Raw genomic sequence first — 24299 nt, forward strand, 5'->3', positions numbered from 1 at the left:
TAGGCGACGAATTGGAATATACTGACGAAATCACATTAGGACGTTCTATCATAAATCGTGTAGAATTAAAACAATGAAATTTTTACGACTCTTATTTTTCAGTATGTGGTTACTGGTGGGGCTTTGGTGCCTTTCTTGCGAAACCAACTTTATTATAGAAGGATTTTTGGGGCATAGCCCGATGCTCAACTATATTTTTTCCACGCTCTGCGTTATTACAGCTGTGGGAGGCTCATGGCTGGCATGTCGACTCTTGGCTTTTCCGCGCATCAAACAAGAAGTGGAAAAAGATACGACAGGGAAGGTTTTGGAAAAATGGAGCCTTGTTCGACTTGCCATCAATTCGTTGGCCATTTTTCCCAGTGCTATTTGCTACTATGGTTTGGCAGACACAACGGCTCTCTACTGTATGCTCCTTGCCCTCACTGCATCCCTCTTGTGTATCCCTAAAGCATGAAACTTTCTATCATCATAGTGAGCTATAACGTTAAGCATTATTTAGCACAATGCCTAACGTCTATTTGGCGATCCGATGAAAAGGAAGTGGAAGTATTCGTGGTGGACAATGCTTCAAAAGACGATTCCATTGTTTTTTTGAGAGAATCTTTTCCTGAGAGAGAATATCCGTTGTTGCATCTCATAGAAAGCAAGAAAAACTTAGGGTTTGGAAAAGCCAATAACCTTGCACTCAAACAAGCAACAGGAGATTACATCCTTTTTCTCAACCCCGATACAGTTCTCACTGAACATACGCTATCCGACTGCTTACAGTTTGCCACGACACACCCAGAGATAGGTTGCCTTGGAGTGCGTATGCTCAAAGACGCAGGAGGCTTCGCATTCGAATCACGCAGAGGCTTACCCACTCCGTGGGTTTCATTCTGCAAGATGACGGGACTGGCAACACTTTTCCCCAAAAGCCGCTTTTTTGGAAAATACTACATGAGATACCAAGATGAGAAATCTGCACAAGAGATTGACATAGTTTCGGGTGCCTTCATGATGATGAGCCAACAAGCGGCGAGAGAAACGAAAGGCTTTGATGAACAATTCTTTATGTACGGAGAAGACATTGACCTATCTTATCGTGCACTCAAATGCGGATATAAGAATTTCTATCTTCCTACAGAAATCCTCCACTATAAAGGTGAGAGTACCCAAAAGAACTCATACAGATATGTCCATGTCTTTTATGAGGCCATGCTTATCTTCTTCCGCAAGCATTATCCCCAAGCGCGCTTGTGGCTTAGCATTCCTATTAAGACAGCCATCGTGATAAAAGCAATCATAGCTTTACTCCAACAACAACTCCGACTCTTTCGAAAATTTTTATTTCCCGCATCAGGCTCTCTCTCAAATAGCTATCTCTACATAGGTAGTCATGCCAAAGAAATAACAGCACTGGCCGAACGAAACGGACTTGAACTTACGTGCGTGGATAAAGTTCCAGACGAAATTGAGACAAAATATACCATCGTTTGTTTCGATACAAGCGACTATTCATTTAGTTTCATTCTAAACTTTTTCAGTAAGAGTTTACACCAACAATACATTGGCCTCTTCTATCCTGAAGAAAAGAAACTAATCACAGGCGGAGAAATTTTTCTATATGAATGATACAATACATTTGAGAGCTATCGAGCCTGAAGATTTAGGCTTTCTCTACGAAATAGAAAACGACCCAAGCATCTGGAGCGTGGGAACTCCAACTGCCCCCTACTCGCACTACGCCCTTAAACAATACTTAGAAAATCAACCTCAAGATCTTTTTCAAACAAAGCAATTGAGAATGATTATCGAGAGAGAAGGGAAAAGCGTAGGAATTCTCGACTTGTTTAATTACAATGCAAATGATGGACGGGCTGAAGTAGGTATTTCCATACTAAAGTCGGAGCGCGGAAAAGGTATCGCAACGCAAGCTCTCAAGAAACTGGAACAACACGCTCGACGATTGCTGAATTTACACCAACTCTATGCACTTGTTTCTGCAAGCACTAATCCGAGTTCGAGTAGAGTTTTTGAAAAAAGCGGGTACAAGAACATAGCCACGCTTCCACAGTGGCATTTCATCAATGGCTCGTTTGAAGACATCAGCGTTTTCCAACTTTTTTTAGATTAAATTTATTTTTTCAAAAAAATATTTGGTAGTTTAAAACATTCCTCTTACCTTTGCACTCGCAATCAGGAAATGAGAGCAAAACACAAGAAGGTGCGTTAGTTCAGCTGGTTAGAATGCCTGCCTGTCACGCAGGAGGTCACGGGTTCGAGTCCCGTACGCACCGCGAAAGAGTTGAAGTCTTAGCTTCAACTCTTTTTGTTTATAAAGCAAAAAAGAATTTCAGACTATAGAATATATGCAAATAAAAACTGATGCAGTGGCTTGCTTGTCTACTGCATCAGTTTTGCTATCAATAAAAGAGTGTAATCTAAAGACTCTATATTACCAGATATCTACACGATTCTTTTTGGGAACAAAGAGCGGATCTTTGCTAGTAATATTAAATGCTTTATACCAAGAATCGATATGTGGAAGAGCACCATTCACTCGCCAGCGAGCAGGAGAATGCGGATCGACTTTATTAAGAACGCGCAACTGCTCATCACGAATGTTTGAAGCCCAGATAAAAGCAAAGCTCAGGAAAAAACGTTGCTCAGGAGTGAAACCATCAACCGTTTTAAGAGGATTCTTCTTCATTGCATTCTGAAGAGCTTGATACGCAATATTAAGACCTCCGTGGTCGGCGATATTTTCACCCAAAGTCAGTTTCCCATTAGCTTTCAAGCCTGGCAATACTTCAATCTTATCAAAGAAGTCTGCCATTACTTTGGTACGTGCCTCAAAATTTTTCTTATCAGCCTCAGTCCACCAATTGCGTAAGTTACCATCTTTGTCGAACTGGCTACCTTGATCATCGAATCCGTGCGTCATCTCATGCCCAATAACAACGCCAATCGCACCATAGTTAACAGCATCGTCAGCTTCAGGATTAAAGAAAGGCGGCTGAAGGATACCTGCCGGGAAGCAAATCTCATTAGTGGTCGGATTATAGTAAGCATTGATTGTCTGCGGAGTCATAAGCCATTCTGTTTTATCCGTAGGCTTATTGATCTTACGTTGAATCATATCTGCCATCATAAACTCACCAGCACGAAGCAGATTCTCATAATAAGAAAGATTCTCATCAATTTGCAAATTGCTATAGTCACGCCATTTATCAGGATAACCTATCTTTACATAGAAATGATTCAATTTGTCGTGAGCTTGTGCTTTTGTGGCTGGGCTCATCCAGTTTTGCTGATCAATACGTTGTCCTAATGCAACCTTAAGATTGTTGACGAGTTCAAGCATACGTTGCTTGCTACTTTCAGGGAAATATTTCTCAACATAAAGTTTACCCACAGCCATACCTAATACGCCATTCACGGCATCAACACCACGTTTCCAGCGAGCACGGTCTTGCATAACGCCACTCATAGTGTGACTATAGAAATCAAAAAAGGCTGCACGGAAAGAATCATCGAGCGCATTGGCAGCATCGTTCACAACTTTGAATTCAGCATATGCTTTCCAATCATCAAGACTCTTTTCTGCCAACAGCTTTTCTACAGCATGAATCGGTTCTGGTTGATTCACTGTCACCTCAGCAAAAGCAGGGAATCCTAATTGCAAGAAAAGGCTCCCCCAATCAATGCCCGGATAATCACTGAGCAGCTGAGCATAAGTCATCTTGTGATAGTTGCCTTCTACATCGCGCTGCTTAGTGGCACTATAACTTTCTTTCGCAATGGCTGTTTCAATATCGAGAACAGCTTTCATCTTGCGTTCAGCAGTGGCTGCATCATTGCCTGCCATCTCCAGAATTTTCTTCACATAGTCCTTATAGGCATTGCGAATCTTTAAAGTTGCCTCATCATCGTTGAGATAATAATCACGGTCTCCCAAAGACAATCCACCTTGATTTATCCCCACCAAATTCATTTTTGCATTACGCAAATCAGCATCAGCATAAATGGAGAACGGCAGGACATCTATTCCACGATGTCCTAATTGTCCAAACATGAGAAGCAACTCAGTCTTATTTGTAGGAGCAACCACCTTTGCCAGAACAGGTTTGATAGGCTCATATCCTTCTTTATTACGGCGTACACTATCCATAGCCAACTTATAAAGGCTACCAATTTTCTGCGCCAAAGAACCTTGCTGCTGTGGATGGGAAGCTAGTCCTTCTATCAGTTCGTGAATCTGCTTCTCGTTCACATCACTCAAATAATTAAACTGACCATAACGAGCATACTCTGGAGTCAGCGGATGATTTTTCATCCATGTACCACAAGAATACTCATAAAAGTCTGTTCCAGGTTTCTTAGATAAGTCCATATTGGCCTTATCAAGTCCCGACGATTGAGCAAAGGCTGAACAAGCCGCCATACTCAATACAGGCATTAATGCTTTTAACTTCATACTATTATATTTTTAAGAAATGATTTGTCATTCTTCATCCAAAGCCGACAAGCGGTCGACTGCTGCCTCCCATTCCTCTTCGGCCGTGGCTTGCTGTTTTTTTACTTCGGCGTACTGTGTAGCCAACGAAATGTCTGAGGCACCTTCCGGAGTAGACATCTGTTGTTCCATTTCGGAAATACGCTGTTCTATTTCTTCGACCTTTCGTTCCCAATCTGCCACCTCTTTTTCTGCTTTACGTCTCAGCTTAGCTTGCTCTTTCTGCTGTTCATAACTAAGCTTTCCTGCATTCGGTTCTTCCTTGGTTACAACATCCTCAACAACAGTTCTCTTAGGAAGTTGATCAAGAGTATCAATATCTTTTGTTCGCAAAAAATCATAAATACCGCCTATATGCTCTCGGACATTTCCACCTCCGAACTCATAGACTTTAGAGACCAATCCATCCAGAAAGTCGCGATCATGACTGACGAGAATGACCGTTCCATCAAAAGCAAGAATGGCCTCTTTGAGCACGTCCTTCGTACGCATATCCAGGTGGTTCGTAGGCTCATCCAAAATGAGAAGATTTACAGGTTCAAGCAAGAGACGAATCATTGCTAACCTACTTCGCTCGCCACCGCTCAGCACTTTCACTTTCTTGTCTGAGGCTTCACCGCCAAACATAAAAGCACCAAGAATGTCCCTAATCTTTAAACGAATGTCTCCCTTTGCCACATCGTCAATTGTTTGGAACACAGTTTTATTCTCATCCAGCAACTGCGCTTGGTTCTGAGCATAATATCCAAGTTCTACATTATGCCCTAACTTCAAGTGACCGTCAAAGGGAATCTCATCCATGATACATTTAACCAAGGTTGATTTACCTTCGCCGTTCTTCCCCACAAACGCCACCTTTTCTCCTCTCTTTATCGTGAGATTTACATTGTGAAAAACAGTATGTTCACCATAACGTTTCGTAACGTCCTCGCAGATGATTGGATAATCACCGCAACGATTGCAAGGAGGGAACTTCAGATGAAGAAAACTATTGTCCACCTCGTCTACTTCAATCGGCACAATCTTTTCCAGTTGCTTGATGCGGCTTTGTACCTGCACTGATTTCGTAGGTTTATAACGGAAACGCTCAATAAAGTCTTGAATATCTGCAATCTCTTTCTGCTGATTCTCATAGGCCCTTAGTTGCTGTTCACGTCTCTCTTGGCGAAGCTCCATAAACTCGTTATACTTCACCTTATAATCCGTTATCTTCCCACAAGAAATCTCCATCGTACGATTCGTTACGTTATTGATGAAGGCGCGGTCGTGACTCACAAGCACAACAGCACTTGGACTTTTAGCCAAAAACTGTTCCAGCCAACGGATACTTTCAATGTCAAGATGATTGGTTGGCTCATCGAGAAGAAGAACATCAGGTTGGCGCATTAAAAGTTTGGCTAACTCGATACGCATGCGCCAACCGCCACTAAACTCACGCGTAGGGCGATCAAAATCTGAACGTTGAAAACCTAAGCCCTGCAACGTACGCTCTAATTCGGCATGATAATTGAGACCACCCATCATCGTGAAGCGTTCATTATCATGAGCGAACGATTCTACTAGCTTTAGGTATTCCTCACTTTCATAATCCGTGCGCTCTGCCAACTCTTGATTCTCTTGAGCTATACGTTCTTGCAACTGGCTTATATCCGCAAAAGCTTTCTCAGCTTCTTCCAACACCGTGTGCTCATCGCTAAGAACCATGACTTGCGGGAGATATCCTAAAGTAGAACCTTTCTGCAAAGCCACTACGCCCGCCGTAGGCTGTTGCTCTCCAGCCAAGATTTTGAGTAAGGTCGACTTCCCTGCCCCATTCTTGCCAACCAGCGCAACACGGTCTTTGGGGTTAATAACAAAGGACACGTCCGTAAAAAGCGGACGTGCTCCAAATTCTATTGTTAGATTATTAACTGAAATCAAAATACTAGTAAGATCTTGCTATTAAGACTTTATATTTTGCAGGCTTGCCACTCACCATATCAACGCCAGGGTTAGATTGATCTACACCTATGGGGACGCAACGAATGGTAGCCTGAGTTTCTTCTTTAATGCGTGCTTCTGTCTCTGTAGTTCCATCCCACGGACAAAGGAAGAAACCACCATCCTTTACACGCGTTTTGAATTCTTCGTAGTTGTTACACTCGAAGATATGTTCATCGCGATACTTCTTAGCTTTCTCGAAGATATTTGTTTGGATTTCCTCCAGTAGCGTATTTACATATTCATCGATACCCTCAAACTGGCGGGTTTCTTTTTCCAGCGTATCACGACGCATAACCTCTACTGTTCCATTTTCCAAGTCCTTCGGTCCCATAACAAGACGCACGGGAACACCTTTCAATTCGTAATCGGCAAATTTAAAGCCAGGACGTTTGTTTTCTGAGTTGTCATATTTCACGCGGATACCCAGCTGACGAAGACGCTGAGCCAGAGCTTCAAACTTTTCATTGAGAGCTTCTAATTCTTCATCTTTTCGGTAAATAGGCACCATTACGACCTGAATCGGAGCAAGATGCGGAGGCAACACCAAACCGTTATCATCGGAGTGTACCATAATCAAAGCTCCCATCAAGCGCGTACTAACGCCCCAACTAGTAGCCCAAGCATATTGCATCTTGTTTTCTTTGTCAACAAACTGTACATTAAATGCCTTACCAAAGTTTTGTCCCAAGAAATGGCTAGTACCACTTTGCAGTGCCTTACCATCCTGCATCATAGCTTCAATGGTATAGGTATCAAGCGCACCTGCAAAACGTTCTGTTTCACTCTTCACACCTTGAACAACAGGTACTGCCATATACTTTTCAACAAAATCTGCATAAACTTTCAGCATCTGCTGCGCGCGCTGTTCTGCCTCCTCACGTGTAGCATGTGCAGTGTGTCCTTCTTGCCAAAGGAATTCACTAGTACGAAGGAAAAGACGTGTGCGCATTTCCCAACGCATCACATTACACCACTGATTGCACAAAAGAGGCAGGTCGCGCCAACTGTGAATCCATTTTCTATATGTATTCCAAATAGTCGTTTCACTCGTTGGACGAATAATAAGCTCTTCCTCCAACTTTGCAGCAGGGTCAACCACTACGCCATCGCCCGTTTCGTTGGTCTTCAAACGATAATGTGTCACCACTGCACATTCCTTTGCAAAACCTTCCACGTGTTCAGCTTCTTTCGACAAGAAAGACTTGGGAATCAACATCGGGAAATATACATTCTGCACTCCCGTTTCCTTAAACATTCCGTCCAGTGTTTGCTGAATTTTTTCCCAAATTGCGTAACCGTAAGGTTTGATAACCATACATCCGCGAACGTCTGCTTGTTCGGCCAAATCAGCTTTCACAACTAATTCGTTATACCATTTAGAGTAGTCTACACTACGTTTAGTCAGATTTTTTAATTCTGCTGCCATATTCTTTTTTAGTTATTTTTGCCTACAAAATTAACTAATATAATTGGAAAGTTCGTAGCTTTGCAACCAATTATAATATACAACACTCAAAAACGAAACATTATGAGAACGAAACTTTCAGTTATGTTGCTATGCGTTCTAACGTTATTCAGCGGCTGTGACACATCCAGTATGACAAACAAAGCTAAAGGCGGAGCCATCGGCGGTACAGCAGGCGCAGCCCTCGGCGCACTGATTGGGGCTTTTGCAGGTAAAGGAAAAGGTGCGGCCATTGGAGCTGCCGTTGGCGCGGCTGTTGGTGGTGGAGCAGGCGTTCTGATTGGAAACAAGATGGACAAAGCTAAGAAAGCGGCAGAGATGGCCAATGCACAAGCTGAGGTAATCAAAGACTCACAAACAGGCCTTACTTATGTAAAGGTTACGTTCGACTCTGGCCTGCTCTTCGCTACGGGCCAGAATACTCTAAGCGCAGCTGCACAAAGAGATCTCAGCACTTTCGCTAAGAACCTTACCTCTGACATGAACTTGCAGATTTATGGTTATACAGATAACCAAGGCTGGAAAAACTCTACAGCAGAACAGAGTTCGGCAAAGAATCTAGCACTATCTGAGCAGCGTGCCAACAGCGTAAGTTCTTTCATTCTTAAAAATGGTATTCATTCTTATCAGGTGAAAGAAGTGAAAGGATACGGCGAAGCTAACCCCGTAGCTAGTAACTCTACAGCAGCAGGTCAGCAGCAGAATCGTCGCGTAGAAGTCTATGTCATCCCAAGCGACCAGATGATTAAAGAAGCTAAGCGTCAAGCTGGCGAACAATAAAAGACATCGACAAAATTCTAACGGCACTTATTCCTCCTTAGAATAAGTGCCGTTTCTTTTTCCCTTCTCTATGCTCTCTACAGCTCAGACCTCATTTTATCATAAGTATATAAAAAGAGAAAAGGACCTCCATTTTGGAGGTCCTTCTAACTTTCGGTGGGCGCTGACGGATTCGAACCGCCGACCCTCTGCTTGTAAGGCAGATGCTCTAAACCAGCTGAGCTAAGCGCCCATGAGATTAAATCTCATGCTAATATATCGGTGGGCGCTGACGGATTCGAACCGCCGACCCTCTGCTTGTAAGGCAGACGCTCTAAACCAGCTGAGCTAAGCGCCCTCATTTCTGAATTGCGAGTGCAAAAGTAGAGGAAATTATTATAACCACCAAACTTTTGCGCATTTTTTTTCTTTTCCTTACAAAATTTCCTGTTTAATGGCCCGTACAACCTCTTCAGCGGTCTCTTTCCAGATATATTCATCTGCATCTTTTCGCCCCATACCTACTCCACCGTGTCGATACTCCATTTTACTATGAAAATCCGAACGCGCAGAAGCATGAATCTCTGTAGCTCCAGTTTGTTGGAGAATTCTTGCTGCATTTTGGGATCCAACTCCGCTACCTGGCATAATTGTGATACGCCCCGCGGCCTGCTGCACCAATTGACAAAGAACAGGAATTCCAGCTTCAGCCGTTGCAGCTTGCCCAGAAGTAAGAAGGCGCATACACCCTAAATCTATAATCTGTTCAAGAGCAAGAGACGCATCTCGGCAAACATCGAAAGCCCGATGAAAAGTAACACTTAAAGAGCCAGCAGCATCCATCAGTTTCCGACAGAAAGCCATATCTATATCGCCCGTAGCAGTAAGTCCACCAATAACAACACCATCCACTCCAGCTTCACGTGCAGCAAAAATGTCGTCTATCATAATTTCCTGCTCAGCAGGCGTATAAAGAAAGTCGCCTCCTCGAGGACGAATAAGCACGTGCTTACGAATCCCCTGTAATTTACAAACAGCGCGAACAAGTCCTAATGATGGAGTGATGCCTCCCTCCTCAAGTCCTGAACAGAGTTCTACTCGGTCAGCCCCTCCACGAAGAGCTGCCAATGCGCTTTCATAACTTCCTGTACATATTTCTAATTGTGCCATAGGGCAAAAGTACATATTTTTATCGTTCTCAAAGGCCAAAACACGCGCCTCTTCCTTATTTATATAGCTTTTACAATAAAAACATGTAATTTTGCAGCACACTCTCTTTATTGTATTAATCATCACCGATGAAACATCTAAAAGACTTACAGGTGCGTGCCGTTGAACTTCTTCGCCCTGGCTACGCAGTACTCCGTCTGACTGACGAAGAAGTTTTTCCAGAAATGCAACCCGGACAATTTGTGGAGATTCGCGTTGACGGTTCGCCAGAAACATTTCTTCGCCGCCCTATCTCTATCAATTTTGTAGACCGCGACACCAACGAGCTATGGCTATTGGTTCACGCTGTGGGCAAAGGCACAGAAATTCTCACAAAGATGCGTGAAGGCGACAAGCTGAATTGTCTTTACCCCTTAGGCCGAGGCTTCTCTATGCCTTCCGAACCTCATCAACGCCTACTTCTCATTGGAGGTGGCGTAGGAACTGCTCCACTTCTCTATTTTGGAAAACTCTTGCGCGAAGCCGGTCACGAGCCGGTGTTCTTGCTGGGAGGAAAGACAGAAGGCGATATTTTGCAACGCGAGCATTTTGAAAAATATGGTCGCCTTTGCTGCACAACGGAAGACGGAAGTCTCGACACAAAAGGCTTTGTCACGAATCACAGTGTCCTACAAGAAGATTTTCATTCCATTTACACTTGTGGCCCAAAACCGATGATGAAGGCAGTGGCAGCCTTTGCTAAACAACACAATATCTATTGCGAAGCATCACTTGAAAACATGATGGCTTGCGGCTTAGGTGCGTGTCTTTGCTGCGTTGAAAAAACCGTGCAAGGCAACCGCTGCGTTTGCACAGAAGGTCCTGTGTTTGATATTAACGACTTAGACTGGTAAGATTATGGCACAGTTACAAGTAAATATAGGGAATCTCCAACTCCAGAATCCTGTCATGACGGCCAGCGGAACCTTTGGCTATGGCTTTGAATTTGCAGATCTTGTCGATTTAGACCGTTTAGGGGGAATTATTGTTAAAGGAACCACCCTGAATCCTCGAGAAGGCAACGATTATCCGCGCATGGCTGAGACAGCACAAGGAATGCTCAACTGCGTTGGACTACAAAATAAGGGTGCAGACTACTTCTGCACGCATATTTATGATGCAGTAAAGAATTTAAAAACAAACGTACTGGTCAATGTAAGCGGTTCTTCGCCCGAAGATTATGCTGAATGTGCTGCGCGCATAGCCGAATTGGACAACATACCAGGCATTGAACTCAACATCTCTTGTCCCAACGTGAAAGATGGAGGAATGTCCTTCGGAACTTCCTGCACGGCAGCCGCCAGTGTTGTGAAAGCAGTGCGTCAAAGATACCCCAAGACACTCATCGTAAAACTATCGCCCAACGTGACCGATATCACAGAGATTGCACGGGCTGTAGAAGCCGAGGGAGCGGATAGTGTTTCGCTCATCAATACACTAATGGGAATGAGCATTGACATCGAGCGCCGTTGCTCTCGTCTAAGTATCGGGACGGGTGGGTTGAGCGGCCCATGTATCAAACCTGTGGCTCTGCGCATGGTGTGGCAAGTAGCAAAAGCTGTAAAAATCCCAGTTATTGGTTTAGGAGGTATCAGCAACGCCACAGACGCTCTGGAATTTCTCATGGCTGGAGCTACAGCCATCCAAATTGGAACAGCTAATTTCCTTGATCCCGCAGTCACTATGAAAGTAATCGACGGCATCAACACTTGGCTCGACACCCACGGAGTAAAGAACGTTCACGACATTATAGGAAGCGTATAGGAAATATACGGAGATACTTAATAACAGAAATGTGCTAATGTAGGATTTCGTTTTAACGAAAGCAGATACATTAGCACATTTTTTGTATGGTTCAACCACTTACAGAAGCACATCTATACTTTATCAATATGCCCCAAAGGGCAAATATACAAAAAGTATTATCAAACGAAACGAAAAACAAAAATAATTGCAAGAAGCTAAAATTTTCTCTTTTTCTGTTTGGAGATAAGAAAAGAAAAAGCATATATTTGCAGCAACAAGTTAAGGGAGCTGCGGAACACCTCCAAGCCCCACAACTTAGACATATTTGGCTGCATCGGTTTGATCGGGATACTCATCAATAATTACTAGAAATACCGAGAATGCTTCCTTCGTCAATGGCGGGCCGACACGTTTCGGCGGGGTCGGATTACAGAGACGGAGTGGCGCTCAAATCCTTATTTTAGCTCGGAGTTTCATCACATCATCGATGCAGCCTTCTTTGTATCCTTTTCCTAACGTCCCTCCCCTTTTCTTTCGTCAAGACAAGCTCTCATCCCATCTTTTCTTTGTTAAAAGTATTGCACAATTAGGTTCGTCAGTTGCAAAGACAAGTAACAGCCTTCTTATTTTCGGTATTATTATTTGACAAACAACTTTCACCTTCCAGCTCACAAGCAGATGCTTCACGTCAAAAAAATGAAGCCACACTATCATTTTTCTCTTTAAGAACCGACTCAACAGCTCAAAGACTCCCACTTTTCTCTCCTAAAAAGTCGTTTTTCCCCTTATTCCGTCTCAAAATACAATAAAGGAATCAGCTGACATCCTTATTACATTCAAAAATTCCCTTATTGTATTTTCAATTTCTCAAGGAGAAAATAAAATTTGTAGTATAGAAAATAAAATTTCCCCTTGAGGAATTCAAAATAAGCTTATTTTGGTAATGCGTCAAAACAGCGTTAGTTTCGATTGCAGGCAAAGAAATTGATTTTTAAGCCACTCTCGAGGTTGTAGACTGCGAATTTATTTGACATTCACAAAACAACAGAAGGGTTTATAATGCAAGTTCCCAAAGAGAAAAGAACCTTCCGTACACTTCTGTCATGTTTTTAGAACCATTTCTCGCCAAAAGAAGCACATCTCCATTTTGCCTTTTTCTCAAAAAAAAGTAACTTCGCAGACAAACCAAAATTCAGCATGGACAATTATATTGTTTCGGCACGTAAGTACCGCCCACAAACGTTCGACAGCGTTATTGGACAAAAGGCACTTACCACGACACTGAAGAATGCCATCAGCAATGGTAAGCTGGCTCATGCTTACCTTTTCTGCGGGCCTCGCGGTGTGGGGAAGACCACTTGTGCGCGTATCTTTGCCAAGACTATCAACTGCCTCAGTCCGCAAGCCAGCGGAGAGGCCTGCAACGAATGTGAAAGTTGCCAAGCGTTCAACGAAGGGCGTTCGATGAATATCTTTGAGCTGGACGCGGCCTCCAACAACTCTGTTGACGATATTCGCCAAATTATAGAACAGGTCAATACACCTCCACAAGTGGGAACATACAAAGTTTTCATCATCGACGAGGTGCATATGCTCTCTCCTGCGGCCTTCAACGCTTTTTTGAAAACTCTGGAAGAACCACCAGCACACGTTATCTTCATTCTGGCAACAACGGAGAAACACAAGGTTCTCCCAACGATTCTGAGTCGCTGCCAAATCTACGACTTCAACCGCATGGAGATTGCCGACATCGTTGCACATCTCAAAAATGTGGCTGCCAAAGAAGGCGTACAAGCCGAGGACGAAGCTCTAAACATCATTGCACAAAAAGCTGATGGTGGTATGCGCGATGCCTTAAGCATCTTCGACCAAGTGGCAAGTTTCTCTGAAGGCGACATCACCTACAAAAAGGTGATTGAAGACCTCAACGTGCTGGACTATGATTATTACTTCAAAATCACAGACGAACTATTGGCCAACAATATCACGCAGGTGATGCTCACCTTCAATGATATTCTTAGAAAAGGTTTCGATGCCAATATCTTCATGGGTGGTTTAGCCAGTCATTTTCGCGAACTGCTCGTTAGCCAAGATGCTGCCACACTACCACTTTTGGAAGTGGCCGATAGCGTACGCCAGCGATATGCCGAACAAGCTCAGAAATGTAAAACTAAATTTCTCTATAAGGCGCTCAAACTCTGCAACGATTGCGACATCAACTACCGCACCAGCCGCAACAAACGACTGACCGTGGAAATCACTCTCATCGAGGTGGCGCAACTCAGCTCTGATGATGCGCCAGGGTCTGGGCTTGGCCCTACGAAGATTTTAAAACCCATTTTTAAGGCTGTGTCTGTTCAGCAACAAACGCAAGCCTCCTCTGCTGCCCCTGCAGCAGCTTCCCAAGCAACAACTCCACAACAACCAAAGCTGCAACAGCCAGCCACACCCGCTACGCCACAAGCAAGACCTGTGGCCAAGACTCTGTTGCGCCGCACTGTTTCTTTGCGTCACGCGCAGACAGCCTCACAGTCTTCGCCCACTCAAGAGACTTCAAAACCTTCTGCTCCGCGCTCCTATGGCAACGAGGCATTCACGGAATCCAATATGCTCTCAGCGTGGGTAGCTTTTGCTCAACGTTTGCCCATCGAAGAGATTGCGCAGCAAGGGCGTATGAAAATGCTCGCCCCAAAACTCTTGGAAGGCGGCATCATAGACGTTCCCGTTGAGAATGACATGGTCATGGCGGACTACAAACGTTTGCAACCGAAGATAGAAGATTATATCCGCAGCTACTTACGCAATGACAACGTACGTCTCCAACTGAGACTCCTCCCGCCCAACCAACAAAACCGGCCCATTAGTCGCCGCGAACAGTTTGAGGCCATGTGCGAGAAAAGCCTTGCGTTCAAGAGTCTTTGCGAAGAGTTGAAACTTGATTTAGCATAACAACAAAACATATCCCACATGGAAAAGATTGAAAACAAGTATGTAACCGTTTCTTACGAACTTTTCACAAAAGACGAAGAAGGAAAAATCGAACTCGTTGAGAAAGCTCCCGTAGAGCATCCCTTCCAATTTATCACAGGTATGGGAGTAACGCTCGAAGCTTTTGAAAACAATGTTGCCAACCTCAATGAAGGAGAAACTTTCGATTTCACCATCGGTGTGGAAGATGCTTATGGCCCTTACGTTGAAGAACACGTCATCGAATTGGGTAAAGATATTTTTACCATCGATGGACATTTCGACAGCAATACTGTTTACCCTGGCAATGTTATCCCCCTTGTGAATGAGGACGGCAATCGCTTCCAAGGATTGGTGCTCGAAGTGAGCGACACAAAAGTAAAAATCGACCTCAACGACCAGCTGGCAGGCAAAGAGCTTCGCTTCAAAGGTCAGGTGGTTACTTCACGCCCCGCAACAGAAGCAGAGATGAAAGAAATGCTCGCGATGATGGGCGGTGAAGAAGGTTGTGGCGGCAGCTGCGAAGGTTGCGGAGGCGGCTGTAACTGCGAACATTAAGAATTTCTCTATTCTCGGATGATGTAGAAAAGCCTAAACAGTTAGGCCTATTTGATTCATCCGAGAATTTTTATATTTCAACCCATGAACACATTCGGTAATATCTTTCGCTTAACCACCTTTGGTGAGAGCCACGGGCCAGCAGTAGGCGGCGTTGTCGATGGAATGCCAGCTGGCATAGTGATCGACATGGATTTTCTACAAGCAGAACTCAACCGTCGAAAGCCTGGACAGAGCTCGCTAACCTCACCTCGCAAAGAAAGCGATACAGTGGAACTCCTTTCAGGTGTCTTCGAAGGAAAATCCACTGGTTGTCCTATCGGTTTTATCGTCCGTAACGAGAATCAGCATTCTTCCGACTATGACAACCTAAGAGATATATTCCGTCCATCGCATGCTGACTACACTTATTTCTGTAAGTATGGTATTCGCGACCATCGTGGTGGCGGCCGCTCTTCGGCACGCGAAACTATCTCTCGGGTAGTTGGAGGAGCACTGGCAAAGATGGCGTTGCAACAACTCAATGTAGACATCATTGCCTACACTTCGCAAGTGGGCGGAATTGCATTAGAGAAAAACTATCAGCAATATGATTTCAGTGAGATAGAAAAAAATGCCGTGCGCTGCCCTGATCCACAGAAAGCAGAAGAGATGGCTCAGAAAATTGCAGCAGTAAAAGCTGAAGGAGATACCATTGGTGGGGTGATTACTTGCATTATCAAGGGCTGCCCCATAGGATTGGGAGAACCAGCCTTCGAGAAACTTCACGCTGCACTCGGCGCTGCGATGCTGAGCATCAATGCTGTCAAAGGCTTTGAATACGGCGGAGGTTTCGATTGCGCGAAATATCGAGGTTCAGAACTCAACGATATTTTCTATACAAATAAAGAAGGGAGAATTCGTACCCAGACAAACAATAGTGGAGGAATACAAGGCGGTATCTCCAACGGTGAGGACATCTACTTCCGCGTAGCCTTCAAGCCCGTTGCTACCCTCTTGCGCGAACAAGAAACAGTGGACACGAAAGGCCAACCAACCATAGTGAAAGCACGCGGGCGACACGATGCTTGTGTCTTACCACGAGCTATTCCTATCGTTGAAGCAATGGCGGCGATGACCCTCTTAGATGCCTATCTCAAGAACAAAACGACGCACATATAGAAGAGAAATAAAAAAAACAAACTTTTTTTCACACTTTTTCTTGCAAAATTGAAAACCTTACCTTACATTTGCGAAGTAAACATAACCAAATTACCGTGAGGTAACGTGTTTAGTTAAGTCTAGTTTAGTTTTTGTGTTGGTTAATGGAGGCTCCGAAGAGACGGATGACCTCCATTAATTTGCAAAAAGACTAAAAGTAAAATGCCTCATAGATATCTTACAACTTGGAATAAACAAAAAGTATATCACTGCTTAGTTCTCAAGCTGTGATATACTCATTTATAGATAAGTGTCCATTACCTCTCTACATTCAACGAATCAAGACTTTACGACCATTGATGATATAAAGACCAGGCGCAAGATGGACTGAAGAAGCAGGAATGCCTTGAAGTGAGAAAACTTTGTTATACGACTTATTCTTGAAATAAGAAATACCAGTGGTCGTGGCATGAAAAGAAAAATTGGAGATTCCCAACTGGTAGTTCTTTTTCTCAGAGATTTCCGTATTCACCAAAGAGAATATGAGTTGCAATACCCCCGTTATCTGTGTTGGAAACTGGAACACCAAAGCCGTGGAACCAAACTTTACGGATTGCGGCTCACTGAGTTGCTGCCCATCGAGCAATACTTGTAGCGAAACTTCAGCTGCAGCAGAACGGTCGCAAACTACCTGGAGTTCCTGAATTGGAGACTTCAGCGTATCTGTCAGTGTGATACGCTGAAATCTTTCTTGTCCCTTCCCTCCTATCGACAGATAGCCTCGAGCATCTACTTTCGTTTTTGCAGTATGTGGCAACACTTCAATAAGGACATTGCTGGCAGGATTTGTGGAAAGTTGCCCACCTTCGTCCACAAAAGTGTAAGTTTGGGACGAAGCTCTGCTGGCTACAAAGAAAGCCAACAAACATACAAAGCAGATTTTTTTCATAAACTACTCGATTAAGGATGAAGAACGCTCTCTGTTCTATAGGAAATATTCAGAGAGTTAGTCGATGAAACGCTTTGAAAGAGGAGCAAATTCTTCAATACGACGATCGCGCAAGAAAGGCCACCAGCGGCGCACTTGTTCACTGTGCGCAAGATCGACAGTCACGACTAGGTTTTCCTCTTCTGAGTTAGAGGCACGAGCTAACAACTCACCTTGTGGACCAGCCACAAAGCTAGAACCCCAAAACTGAATACCATTGGTCTGGCCACTGGGGTCTTCTTCCAAGCCCACGCGGTTGACAGCAACAACTGGAAGCCCATTGGCAACAGCGTGCCCACGTTGTACGGTTGTCCATGCTTCGCGCTGCCGCTCCTGCTCTTCTGGCACATCAGAACTCTCATACCCAATCGCTGTTGGATATATAAGAAGATCAGCTCCCTGAAGTGCCATCAAACGTGCTCCTTCGGGATACCATTGATCCCAGCACACTTGAACACCCAATGTTCCAACACTGGTATGAATAGGATGGAAACCAAGGTCGCCAGGAGTGAAATAGAACTTTTCATAATAGGCTGGGTCATCAGGAATGTGCATCTTCCTATACTTTCCTGCAATGCTTCCATCTTTTTCAAAGACTACAGCAGTATTATGATACAAGCCTGCAGCACGGCGTTCAAAGAGGGACGTAACCAAAACCACACCAAACTTGCGAGCCAAGGCACCATAAAAATCAGTAGAAGGTCCAGGAATAGGCTCTGCCAAGTCGAAATTATTCACACTCTCTACTTGGCAGAAGTAAAGCGAATTATGAAGTTCTTGCAGTACCACCAATTCTGCACCACGCGTGACTACATCTTCTATATTAGCTGCCAATTTTTGACGATTCGTATCAACATCGGCAACACATCGTTGCTGGATAAGCCCAACCTTTAATGATTTCATTTTTATTACTATTTAGGAGGTAAAATACAAGATACGATAGAGCAAGACTTTGGTACTCCTCGTATCTTGTTAGTATAATCTTAGATTTTGAGAACTCCTTTCGGGAATTGCATAGTAGAACAATGGAGCGAACCATGCTGACGAATCAGCGCGCAACAGTCAATTCCCACCAAGTCATGATGAGGAAATGCTTGATGCAAAGCTTTTCGTGCTTTCTCATCATTCTCTGGTTGATTATAAGTAGGATAAAGTACAGCATGGTTTACCACCAAATAATTAGCATACGTTGCAGGGAGACGCTCTCCATCCTCATAGATAGCAGAAGCCATCGGTAGCGAAATAAGTTCAAAAGGCTTATTCTCAGCATTGGTGAATGTACGCAACTGAGCTTCCATCTGCCTCAAAGCTTCATAATGTTCATCGCTAGAATCATCACAACGCACATAAACAATACGATTGTTGGGGCAAAGGCGGGCAAGAGTATCAATATGGCTATCGGTATCGTCACCTGCCAGATAGCCATAATCGAGCCACAAAACATTAGTTGCGCCAAAGTATTCTTCCAGCTTCATTGTTAGCTGTGTTTTATCGTGAGTATGATTTCTGTTAGGATTGAGCAGACATTCTGACGTAGTGAGCAGCGTACCGCAGCCATCACTCTCTATGCTTCCGCCTTCAAGTTCAAAATCTAAAAGTGAAACATAAGTACCATATAACAAACCAGCATCGAAAAGCTGCTTATTGATAGCATTATCTTTCTCGGCTTCAAACTTTCCTCCCCATCCGTTGAACTGAAAATCCAAAAGTTCTGGACTTCCTGAGCCAACAACAGTGAGGAAGCCATGATCGCGCGCCCAAGTATCATTGGTAGGACAATCTTTGTAGATGATATTATTCAGAGCTTTTTGCGGCAACTGCTCTTCCAGTAAAGCCTTAACTTCCGCCGTATTAGGAGCTACGATAAGCAAAGGTTCACGAATAGCAATCTCGTAAGCTATACGCTTGTAGCAAGCAATGACTTCAGGTAACATATCAAGCCAATCGGTACCTGCATGCGGCCATGTGAGTTGTACCGCACTTTGTGGAAACCATTCGGGAGCTAACATACGCTTGAAGCGTTTATTGTCCTGTGCAACAAGACCGTTCTTCAGAAAGAATTCCAAATCCAAATCCGCCTGCGGCTGTTTAGGCGGAAGCGAGAATAGACTCATAATCTAGATGATAATTCAATGAATTGATTTCTGTTGCTTAAGATAGGTGATAAAAGCATCTGTGGTTTCAGGCAAAGAAACTTTTACTTCCTGGCTTTTGGGAAAGAATTTAGGATCATAACCATCGCCCCCCGTCGTCATAAATTCATCAGCACAAACATAATATGTCCCATTGTCTTTAATGGCAACACGTTTCCCTTTCGGGCTTACGTATGTCATCTTCAAAACATTATTGTTCGCATCGCGCTGTGTTTCCAGATTGGATGTCTGAATCCAACCGTAGCGCTTATTGTGGAAGCCAAAATCAACAAGATCGTGAAGTTGACGTCCCGTGAGCTTGAAGACTTTCAATGGATTAGAGAAAGGAAGTGCTTCACCCACTTCTAGTACACTTACATCGCCCTTAGAAAAACCGCCACGGATACTTCCAAAATGGCTCATACCAATAATAACTTCTTTGTCCGACTTCTTTGCTATCTTGCGGAAGGCTTCAGCAAAAGAAGAGCAAACGAGTTTTCCCATACGACTCTCAACATACTTTACGGAACGATCGTGAGGCATATCTTCAGTAGCTACAGTCAATTTAGTACCAATAGGAACTCCCCCTTTTGTTTTTGTAGAGGCAAGCAGAGAATCTATCTGGCATTGCAGACGAAGAGGGACAGGACCTAACTGCGATCTATCTTTCAAAGCAACGCGTACAATTTCTGGTTCAACACTGAGCACTTTCATAGAAGTCGTATCAACTTGATACTTCATAACAGAAATATAATTGCCATGCCACCAACCTTGCACTACGGGATATCCGGCTTCATTGATGCGACCACAAACAGGTTCATGGCTATGGCCGGAAAGAATACTCTGATAAAGCGGCGACTTAATAGCATAAAGTTCGGCTTCATTCTTATCTGTCCATGCAGGTTTTCCATTCTTCATATAAGTACCGATGTGAACCAATAAACTGCGAATCTCTGCATCACGAACGGTTTTAAAAGCTGGCAAAGCCTCTATGCTATCAAGAACATGCGTATAGTTTCCTGAAAATATCATACCCACGATATTCTTAGCACGAATCTGTTCTTTTGCAGAAGATGCCAACAAACCAACAAAACCTGCTCGAAGAGTTTTGGTGGGCGACAACGGAATTTCTGCCGTAGTAAAAGGGGTTAAATAAGAAGGAACTTTACCATCTTGATCATAGACATTCCCACAAAGATATTCGATATCCCAACCTGCAGGACGCAAAGGGTCATTTTTCCATTTTTCGGCCAAGACTTTCTGGCCATCATCAAACTCATGGTTTCCCAAAGCTGAAATGCGGATACCCATATCATTAAAAAAGACTGGGAGAAGTACTCCGTGTGTAGCGTTGTAGAAATAACTACCACCAAAGTTGTCGCCAGCTGCCACTGTTAAATTATAGGGGTAAACTGACTTCAAAGAGTCTAGGCATTGCAACACCGAAGGAGCACCTGGAATTCCCTGAGATTTATTCTGAACAAAAGCGCCATGAAAATCATTCAGAGAAAAAATAGCAACTGTTATAGGCTTATTAGTCTGTGCTGTCAAGAATTGACTGAAGGCCAACGCACCAGCTAAAAAGATATTTCTGATATCCATAATTATATTTTGTTTGTTTAAGAACGGCTTATTTGCAATCCACGCTCTGAGATGCTCATCTCTATAAAGCGAGCATTTGGAGCAAGTGGGTGTTGAGATAATTCTTCACGAATCCGAAGTGCTGCTGTAGGATCTTTGGCTACAATATACATGAATCCTCCTCCTCCTGCACCAGGGAGTTTATATCCAAGACTATAATCGTCGATTCGCTTACAAAGTTCTTCGATGATTGTAGGATTAGTACCAGCATCTAGTGCTTTATTTTGCTCCCAAGTTTTACGAACCAACAGACCATAACGCTCAATATCGCCCATCTGCAAAGATTCGCTCAAACTAAGAGCGTGTTGTTTCATCTCGCTCAATAGTGATAAAGAATGAGTGTCATTGAGAAACATACCTCGAACTATCTCCGTAAGTATATTCTTGGCCGTACGCGTAACACCGGTATAATAAAGCAAATGACAAGCTTTATTCTCTGGAGCAGTAAATATCGTAGCAGGTAAATAACGAGCCACTGCATTTTGGAGGAAACCGGCTTGAGTCTGCAAAAGTTTAACTCCACCAAGTATACCACCATATTGATCTTGCCAGCCACCACCTGTCGTCAGCAACTGTTCAAGAATGAGAGTTCTATTGCCTATCTCATTTTTATCCCAGTTTAAACCGCAAAATTCAGACAATGTCCCTAAAACAGTAGCAGCCAAGATACTACTAGTCCCCAATCCGCTACCAGCAGGAATCGCAGAAAGCAAAGTCAGCTCTATACCACATCCGAAAGCTTCTAGATGTTGGCGAAGTGTAGGATATTCTTCTGTTCCGAACCCTGGAAGGAAACCGCACAGCGTCAATGCTGCCTTAGGAATAGAAAAAGGCGAGCCAACTTTATTATATTGTCGGAGTTCATCATAAGTTTCTATACGCTCCATTGCACCGAGGTCAATAGAACGACAGATGATGACAGGTTCTTTGCAAGGCTTTACATACACTTGCAAAGGCTGCTGCCCATTCATTTCTATAGCGATGTTCACCACATTTCCACCTTCCATTAAGCTATATGGAGGTGTGTCAGTCCAACCACCAGCTAAATCTATACGCGCACTACTTCTTCCCCAAACAATTTGGTCATCGCACGTAGTACGACTCGGCGCCACCTTGCAACGCAAAGCTTCTCCAGTTAAACCCTCGCGCAATAATCCGAAGGCCTGATTTGAAAAGAGCTCTGCCCCCTCCGTCTGTCCTAGATGGCGCAGAGTTTCTGAGCGGAACATAGCATCATGCATACGAACCATCAAGGGATCTTCCACAGACAAAAGAGAAGGTAATGGAAGTTGAGCATCGGCATACTTTTGTGCCATGTCTTTTAGATTCACTTGATAAAAGACACTCCGACGCCAATTATAAGCCATAGTTTGGCAGTTCTGTAACTGGATTTCGCGGCGCTGTTTAAAAAGTCTATACAAATTAGCATGCACAGAGAGTTCATCCGCAGAAAGTCGTGCAGAATGAAGGAAAAGTTCCGCCTCCCCCTCTCCAGTCAGAATAAAATGCAATAATTCCTCTAACTCTTCCAAAGACTCACTTACGGGGAAAAGTTGTGCAGATTGAATATCATCTTGAATCCCAAATTCGCGTAACGGCAAATGTCGGGCTGCAGCCCATTCCTTAAAAGGTTGTCCTAAATAAATAGTATCTTCATTGTCCAAAGCTCCACGAGAGGGATCATTATAACCATACACACGCAACGCGTATGCTTTTTCTCCGATAGGTACAACATCTATACATTGGCCATCTTTTAAGCTTATCTGCCAATTATTCAGAGGAACACCAGTTACAATATTGTGTCGAGATAAATCCCAACCAGCTGAGAGTTTTGAATTCTCAATCCAAATGTATTCGTTTTTCTTAGTCGGCCGATTCTCTAAAAGACAATTTTGTGTGAATACACTCGTTTGACGCTTCACTCCTTTCTGAATAATAAAGCGTTGGTCTTTCACCAAATTTTGTAGAGAAATGGTAGATGTCAACAATTCTGGAGCCGTTCCAAAATGATAAAATTCTCCTCCAGGAAGTGGCAGAATAGCCACATTCAAACTCTCTAATTCTGCATCAGGTTTCGAGGGATGTATTCCCAGGGCGCAACCAAACTCAGAATAAAGATCATAAGTATTGATATTTGCATCCTTACCTACACATTTTTTACGTAAAACCTCAACCGCTTTATCAGACAAAAGCCAAACACCAATATCCATCAAAGCAAAGTGGGTTTGCATGAGTTCCGCTTGCTTCTCCGTTGACGGCTTTTGAAGCATAAAATCTAAGGCTGTAGGATTTTCTCGATTCATCATGAAAACGCCATGATGACTAATCTGCTCAGGAGTAGCCCAAAGGCCATAACAAACGACATCTGCTTCGGGAATAGTTTGCAAAGGTTGGGTAGCTCGCAAAAAAACATCTCCGCTAGCTATGAGAGTATGAAGACTCTGAGGAGCTTTCTGCATAATCATCTCATAAAGCGGCAGTTGCATATCTAATAAACTCTGATCGACGCGCTGCCCACGTGCCCAACGAAACACAGGAATAGGAGTTAATACTTTCCCGCTAGGTGCATAGGCAGCCAAACGGCGACTCTGTCCTCCTGCATGAAGAAGAATTCTTTTCTCTTGTGAAAGCCACTTTGAAAAGTCTTGTATAGAATTTTCGGCAGTAAAGGCTTCTTGTAATAGCCAAACCGTACCTCCTCCTGATCCTAACTTTTGATTGACGGGATCAGAAGTACAGAAATATTCAGTCCTACTCAAACCTGTAATATCATGAAAACTTCCAACCACATTAGGCGGTAGAGATAGCAATTTCTTCATGCGTTTTTATTTTTTTGAAATGTAACAAAGCGATTAAAAAGATAATTCAAGACAGGATATATGCACATTCCCAATCCATAGGCCCAAGCTTCGGCTAAAAACCGGAGAAAAAGTCTGAACGCGAGCCATTGTAAAGCCCAACAGATGTGTGCCCCCATCCAAAAGATGAGTCCTTCTTTTCGCCAGTCGTTTTGATGAGATTGAAAAACCCACAGCCTATTCCAAATATAGCTATTGAGAAAACCCGCTTCGTAAGATATGAGATTTGCCCCATCTATGGAAAAATCTATTTTTCGCAGAAGATAGTACACAACTGCTGTTATTACAGTGTTTAATACACCGACAGCAGCATACTTAACGGCTTGTTTTGCTTCCTGCCTTATTTGCATTT

20 protein-coding genes and 3 tRNA genes are annotated in these 24299 nt (G+C 43.6%); 11 read left to right on the forward strand and 12 right to left on the reverse strand.

Annotated features, from left to right (window positions below; all coding sequences use genetic code 11):
• The first annotated feature begins 73 nt into the window (after positions 1-73).
• The 4 genes from ABLA33_RS06555 to ABLA33_RS06570 all read left to right on the forward strand — a co-directional run bounded on the left by ABLA33_RS06555 (position 74) and on the right by ABLA33_RS06570 (position 2282).
• A complete protein-coding gene (locus ABLA33_RS06555) occupies positions 74-457 on the forward strand; it encodes a hypothetical protein (protein WP_311490913.1) in 384 nt (127 codons plus the stop codon).
• Positions 454-1617 carry a glycosyltransferase family 2 protein gene (locus tag ABLA33_RS06560; protein ID WP_347719685.1) on the forward strand — a complete coding sequence of 388 codons (1164 nt, stop codon included), beginning with the start codon at positions 454-456 and terminating at the stop codon, positions 1615-1617. The genes ABLA33_RS06555 and ABLA33_RS06560 overlap by 4 nt, the downstream gene beginning before the upstream one ends.
• Positions 1610-2119, forward strand: a complete 510-nt coding sequence (locus ABLA33_RS06565; protein WP_347719686.1) for a GNAT family N-acetyltransferase — start codon at positions 1610-1612, stop codon at positions 2117-2119. The genes ABLA33_RS06560 and ABLA33_RS06565 overlap by 8 nt, the downstream gene beginning before the upstream one ends.
• 89 nt (positions 2120-2208) lie before the next feature.
• A tRNA-Asp gene (locus ABLA33_RS06570) sits at positions 2209-2282 on the forward strand.
• A 158-nt stretch (positions 2283-2440) separates the two neighbouring features.
• Here ABLA33_RS06570 and ABLA33_RS06575 read toward each other — a convergent pair.
• Genes ABLA33_RS06575 through proS form a run of 3 tightly spaced genes read right to left on the reverse strand, consistent with a single transcriptional unit; the run spans position 2441 to position 7910 of the window.
• The gene (locus tag ABLA33_RS06575; protein ID WP_347719687.1) at positions 2441-4462 is read right to left on the reverse strand and encodes a M13 family metallopeptidase; all 2022 of its coding nucleotides are present in this window, start codon (positions 4460-4462) and stop codon (positions 2441-2443) included.
• Between the two features lie 27 nt (positions 4463-4489).
• Positions 4490-6421 (reverse strand): ABC-F family ATP-binding cassette domain-containing protein, encoded by a 1932-nt coding sequence (locus ABLA33_RS06580; RefSeq protein WP_347719688.1) that lies wholly within the window; start codon positions 6419-6421, stop codon positions 4490-4492.
• 4 nt (positions 6422-6425) lie between these two features.
• A complete protein-coding gene (gene proS, locus ABLA33_RS06585; protein WP_311490918.1) occupies positions 6426-7910 on the reverse strand; it encodes a proline--tRNA ligase in 1485 nt (494 codons plus the stop codon).
• A gap of 102 nt (positions 7911-8012) precedes the next feature.
• Here proS and ABLA33_RS06590 point away from each other — a divergent pair, with 102 nt between their 5' ends.
• The gene (locus ABLA33_RS06590) at positions 8013-8729 is read left to right on the forward strand and encodes an OmpA family protein (protein ID WP_311490919.1); all 717 of its coding nucleotides are present in this window, start codon (positions 8013-8015) and stop codon (positions 8727-8729) included.
• Positions 8730-8886: 157 nt separating this feature from the next.
• On the opposite strand, the gene ABLA33_RS06595 is transcribed toward ABLA33_RS06590, so the two are convergent.
• From ABLA33_RS06595 to ABLA33_RS06605, 3 genes are all read right to left on the reverse strand, one after another.
• A tRNA-Val gene (locus ABLA33_RS06595) sits at positions 8887-8961 on the reverse strand.
• Between the two features lie 30 nt (positions 8962-8991).
• Positions 8992-9066, reverse strand: a tRNA-Val gene (locus ABLA33_RS06600).
• A 77-nt stretch (positions 9067-9143) separates the two neighbouring features.
• Positions 9144-9878: a copper homeostasis protein CutC gene (locus ABLA33_RS06605; protein WP_347719689.1), complete on the reverse strand. Its 735-nt coding sequence runs from the start codon at positions 9876-9878 to the stop codon at positions 9144-9146.
• A 128-nt stretch (positions 9879-10006) separates the two neighbouring features.
• Between ABLA33_RS06605 and ABLA33_RS06610 the strand changes: the two genes are divergently transcribed.
• From ABLA33_RS06610 to aroC, 6 genes are all read left to right on the forward strand, one after another.
• A complete protein-coding gene (locus ABLA33_RS06610) occupies positions 10007-10771 on the forward strand; it encodes a dihydroorotate dehydrogenase electron transfer subunit (RefSeq protein ID WP_347719690.1) in 765 nt (254 codons plus the stop codon).
• A 4-nt stretch (positions 10772-10775) separates the two neighbouring features.
• Entirely contained in the window at positions 10776-11681 is a 906-nt protein-coding gene (locus tag ABLA33_RS06615; RefSeq protein ID WP_347719691.1) for a dihydroorotate dehydrogenase, read from the forward strand.
• An 86-nt stretch (positions 11682-11767) separates the two neighbouring features.
• Positions 11768-12025, forward strand: coding sequence for a hypothetical protein (locus ABLA33_RS06620; protein ID WP_347719692.1), 258 nt, complete (start codon positions 11768-11770; stop codon positions 12023-12025).
• A gap of 835 nt (positions 12026-12860) precedes the next feature.
• Positions 12861-14612, forward strand: a complete 1752-nt coding sequence (locus tag ABLA33_RS06625; protein ID WP_347719693.1) for a DNA polymerase III subunit gamma/tau — start codon at positions 12861-12863, stop codon at positions 14610-14612.
• Between the two features lie 18 nt (positions 14613-14630).
• On the forward strand, positions 14631-15188 hold the full coding sequence (locus tag ABLA33_RS06630) for an FKBP-type peptidyl-prolyl cis-trans isomerase (protein WP_347719694.1): 558 nt from the start codon (positions 14631-14633) through the stop codon (positions 15186-15188).
• 84 nt (positions 15189-15272) lie between these two features.
• Positions 15273-16349: a chorismate synthase gene (aroC, locus tag ABLA33_RS06635; RefSeq protein ID WP_347719695.1), complete on the forward strand. Its 1077-nt coding sequence runs from the start codon at positions 15273-15275 to the stop codon at positions 16347-16349.
• Positions 16350-16659: 310 nt separating this feature from the next.
• Here the strand turns inward: aroC and ABLA33_RS06640 are convergent, their stop codons facing one another.
• The 6 genes from ABLA33_RS06640 to ABLA33_RS06665 form a co-directional block, all read right to left on the reverse strand.
• Positions 16660-17277 (reverse strand): hypothetical protein, encoded by a 618-nt coding sequence (locus ABLA33_RS06640; RefSeq protein ID WP_347719696.1) that lies wholly within the window; start codon positions 17275-17277, stop codon positions 16660-16662.
• Between the two features lie 57 nt (positions 17278-17334).
• Complete coding sequence (locus ABLA33_RS06645; protein WP_347719697.1) at positions 17335-18219, reverse strand: carbon-nitrogen hydrolase; 885 nt, start codon at positions 18217-18219, stop codon at positions 17335-17337.
• Between the two features lie 80 nt (positions 18220-18299).
• Positions 18300-19325 (reverse strand): agmatine deiminase family protein, encoded by a 1026-nt coding sequence (locus ABLA33_RS06650; RefSeq protein WP_347719705.1) that lies wholly within the window; start codon positions 19323-19325, stop codon positions 18300-18302.
• A gap of 120 nt (positions 19326-19445) precedes the next feature.
• A complete protein-coding gene (locus tag ABLA33_RS06655; RefSeq protein WP_311490932.1) occupies positions 19446-21050 on the reverse strand; it encodes a 5'-nucleotidase C-terminal domain-containing protein in 1605 nt (534 codons plus the stop codon).
• Positions 21051-21067: 17 nt separating this feature from the next.
• A complete protein-coding gene (locus ABLA33_RS06660) occupies positions 21068-23908 on the reverse strand; it encodes a bifunctional fucokinase/fucose-1-phosphate guanylyltransferase (protein WP_347719698.1) in 2841 nt (946 codons plus the stop codon).
• Positions 23905-24297, reverse strand: coding sequence for a GtrA family protein (locus ABLA33_RS06665; protein ID WP_347719699.1), 393 nt, complete (start codon positions 24295-24297; stop codon positions 23905-23907). The genes ABLA33_RS06660 and ABLA33_RS06665 overlap by 4 nt, the downstream gene beginning before the upstream one ends.
• Positions 24298-24299: the final 2 nt, after the last annotated feature.

The organism is uncultured Alloprevotella sp. (genome assembly GCF_963536905.1).
Lineage (GTDB): Bacteria > Bacteroidota > Bacteroidia > Bacteroidales > Bacteroidaceae > Alloprevotella.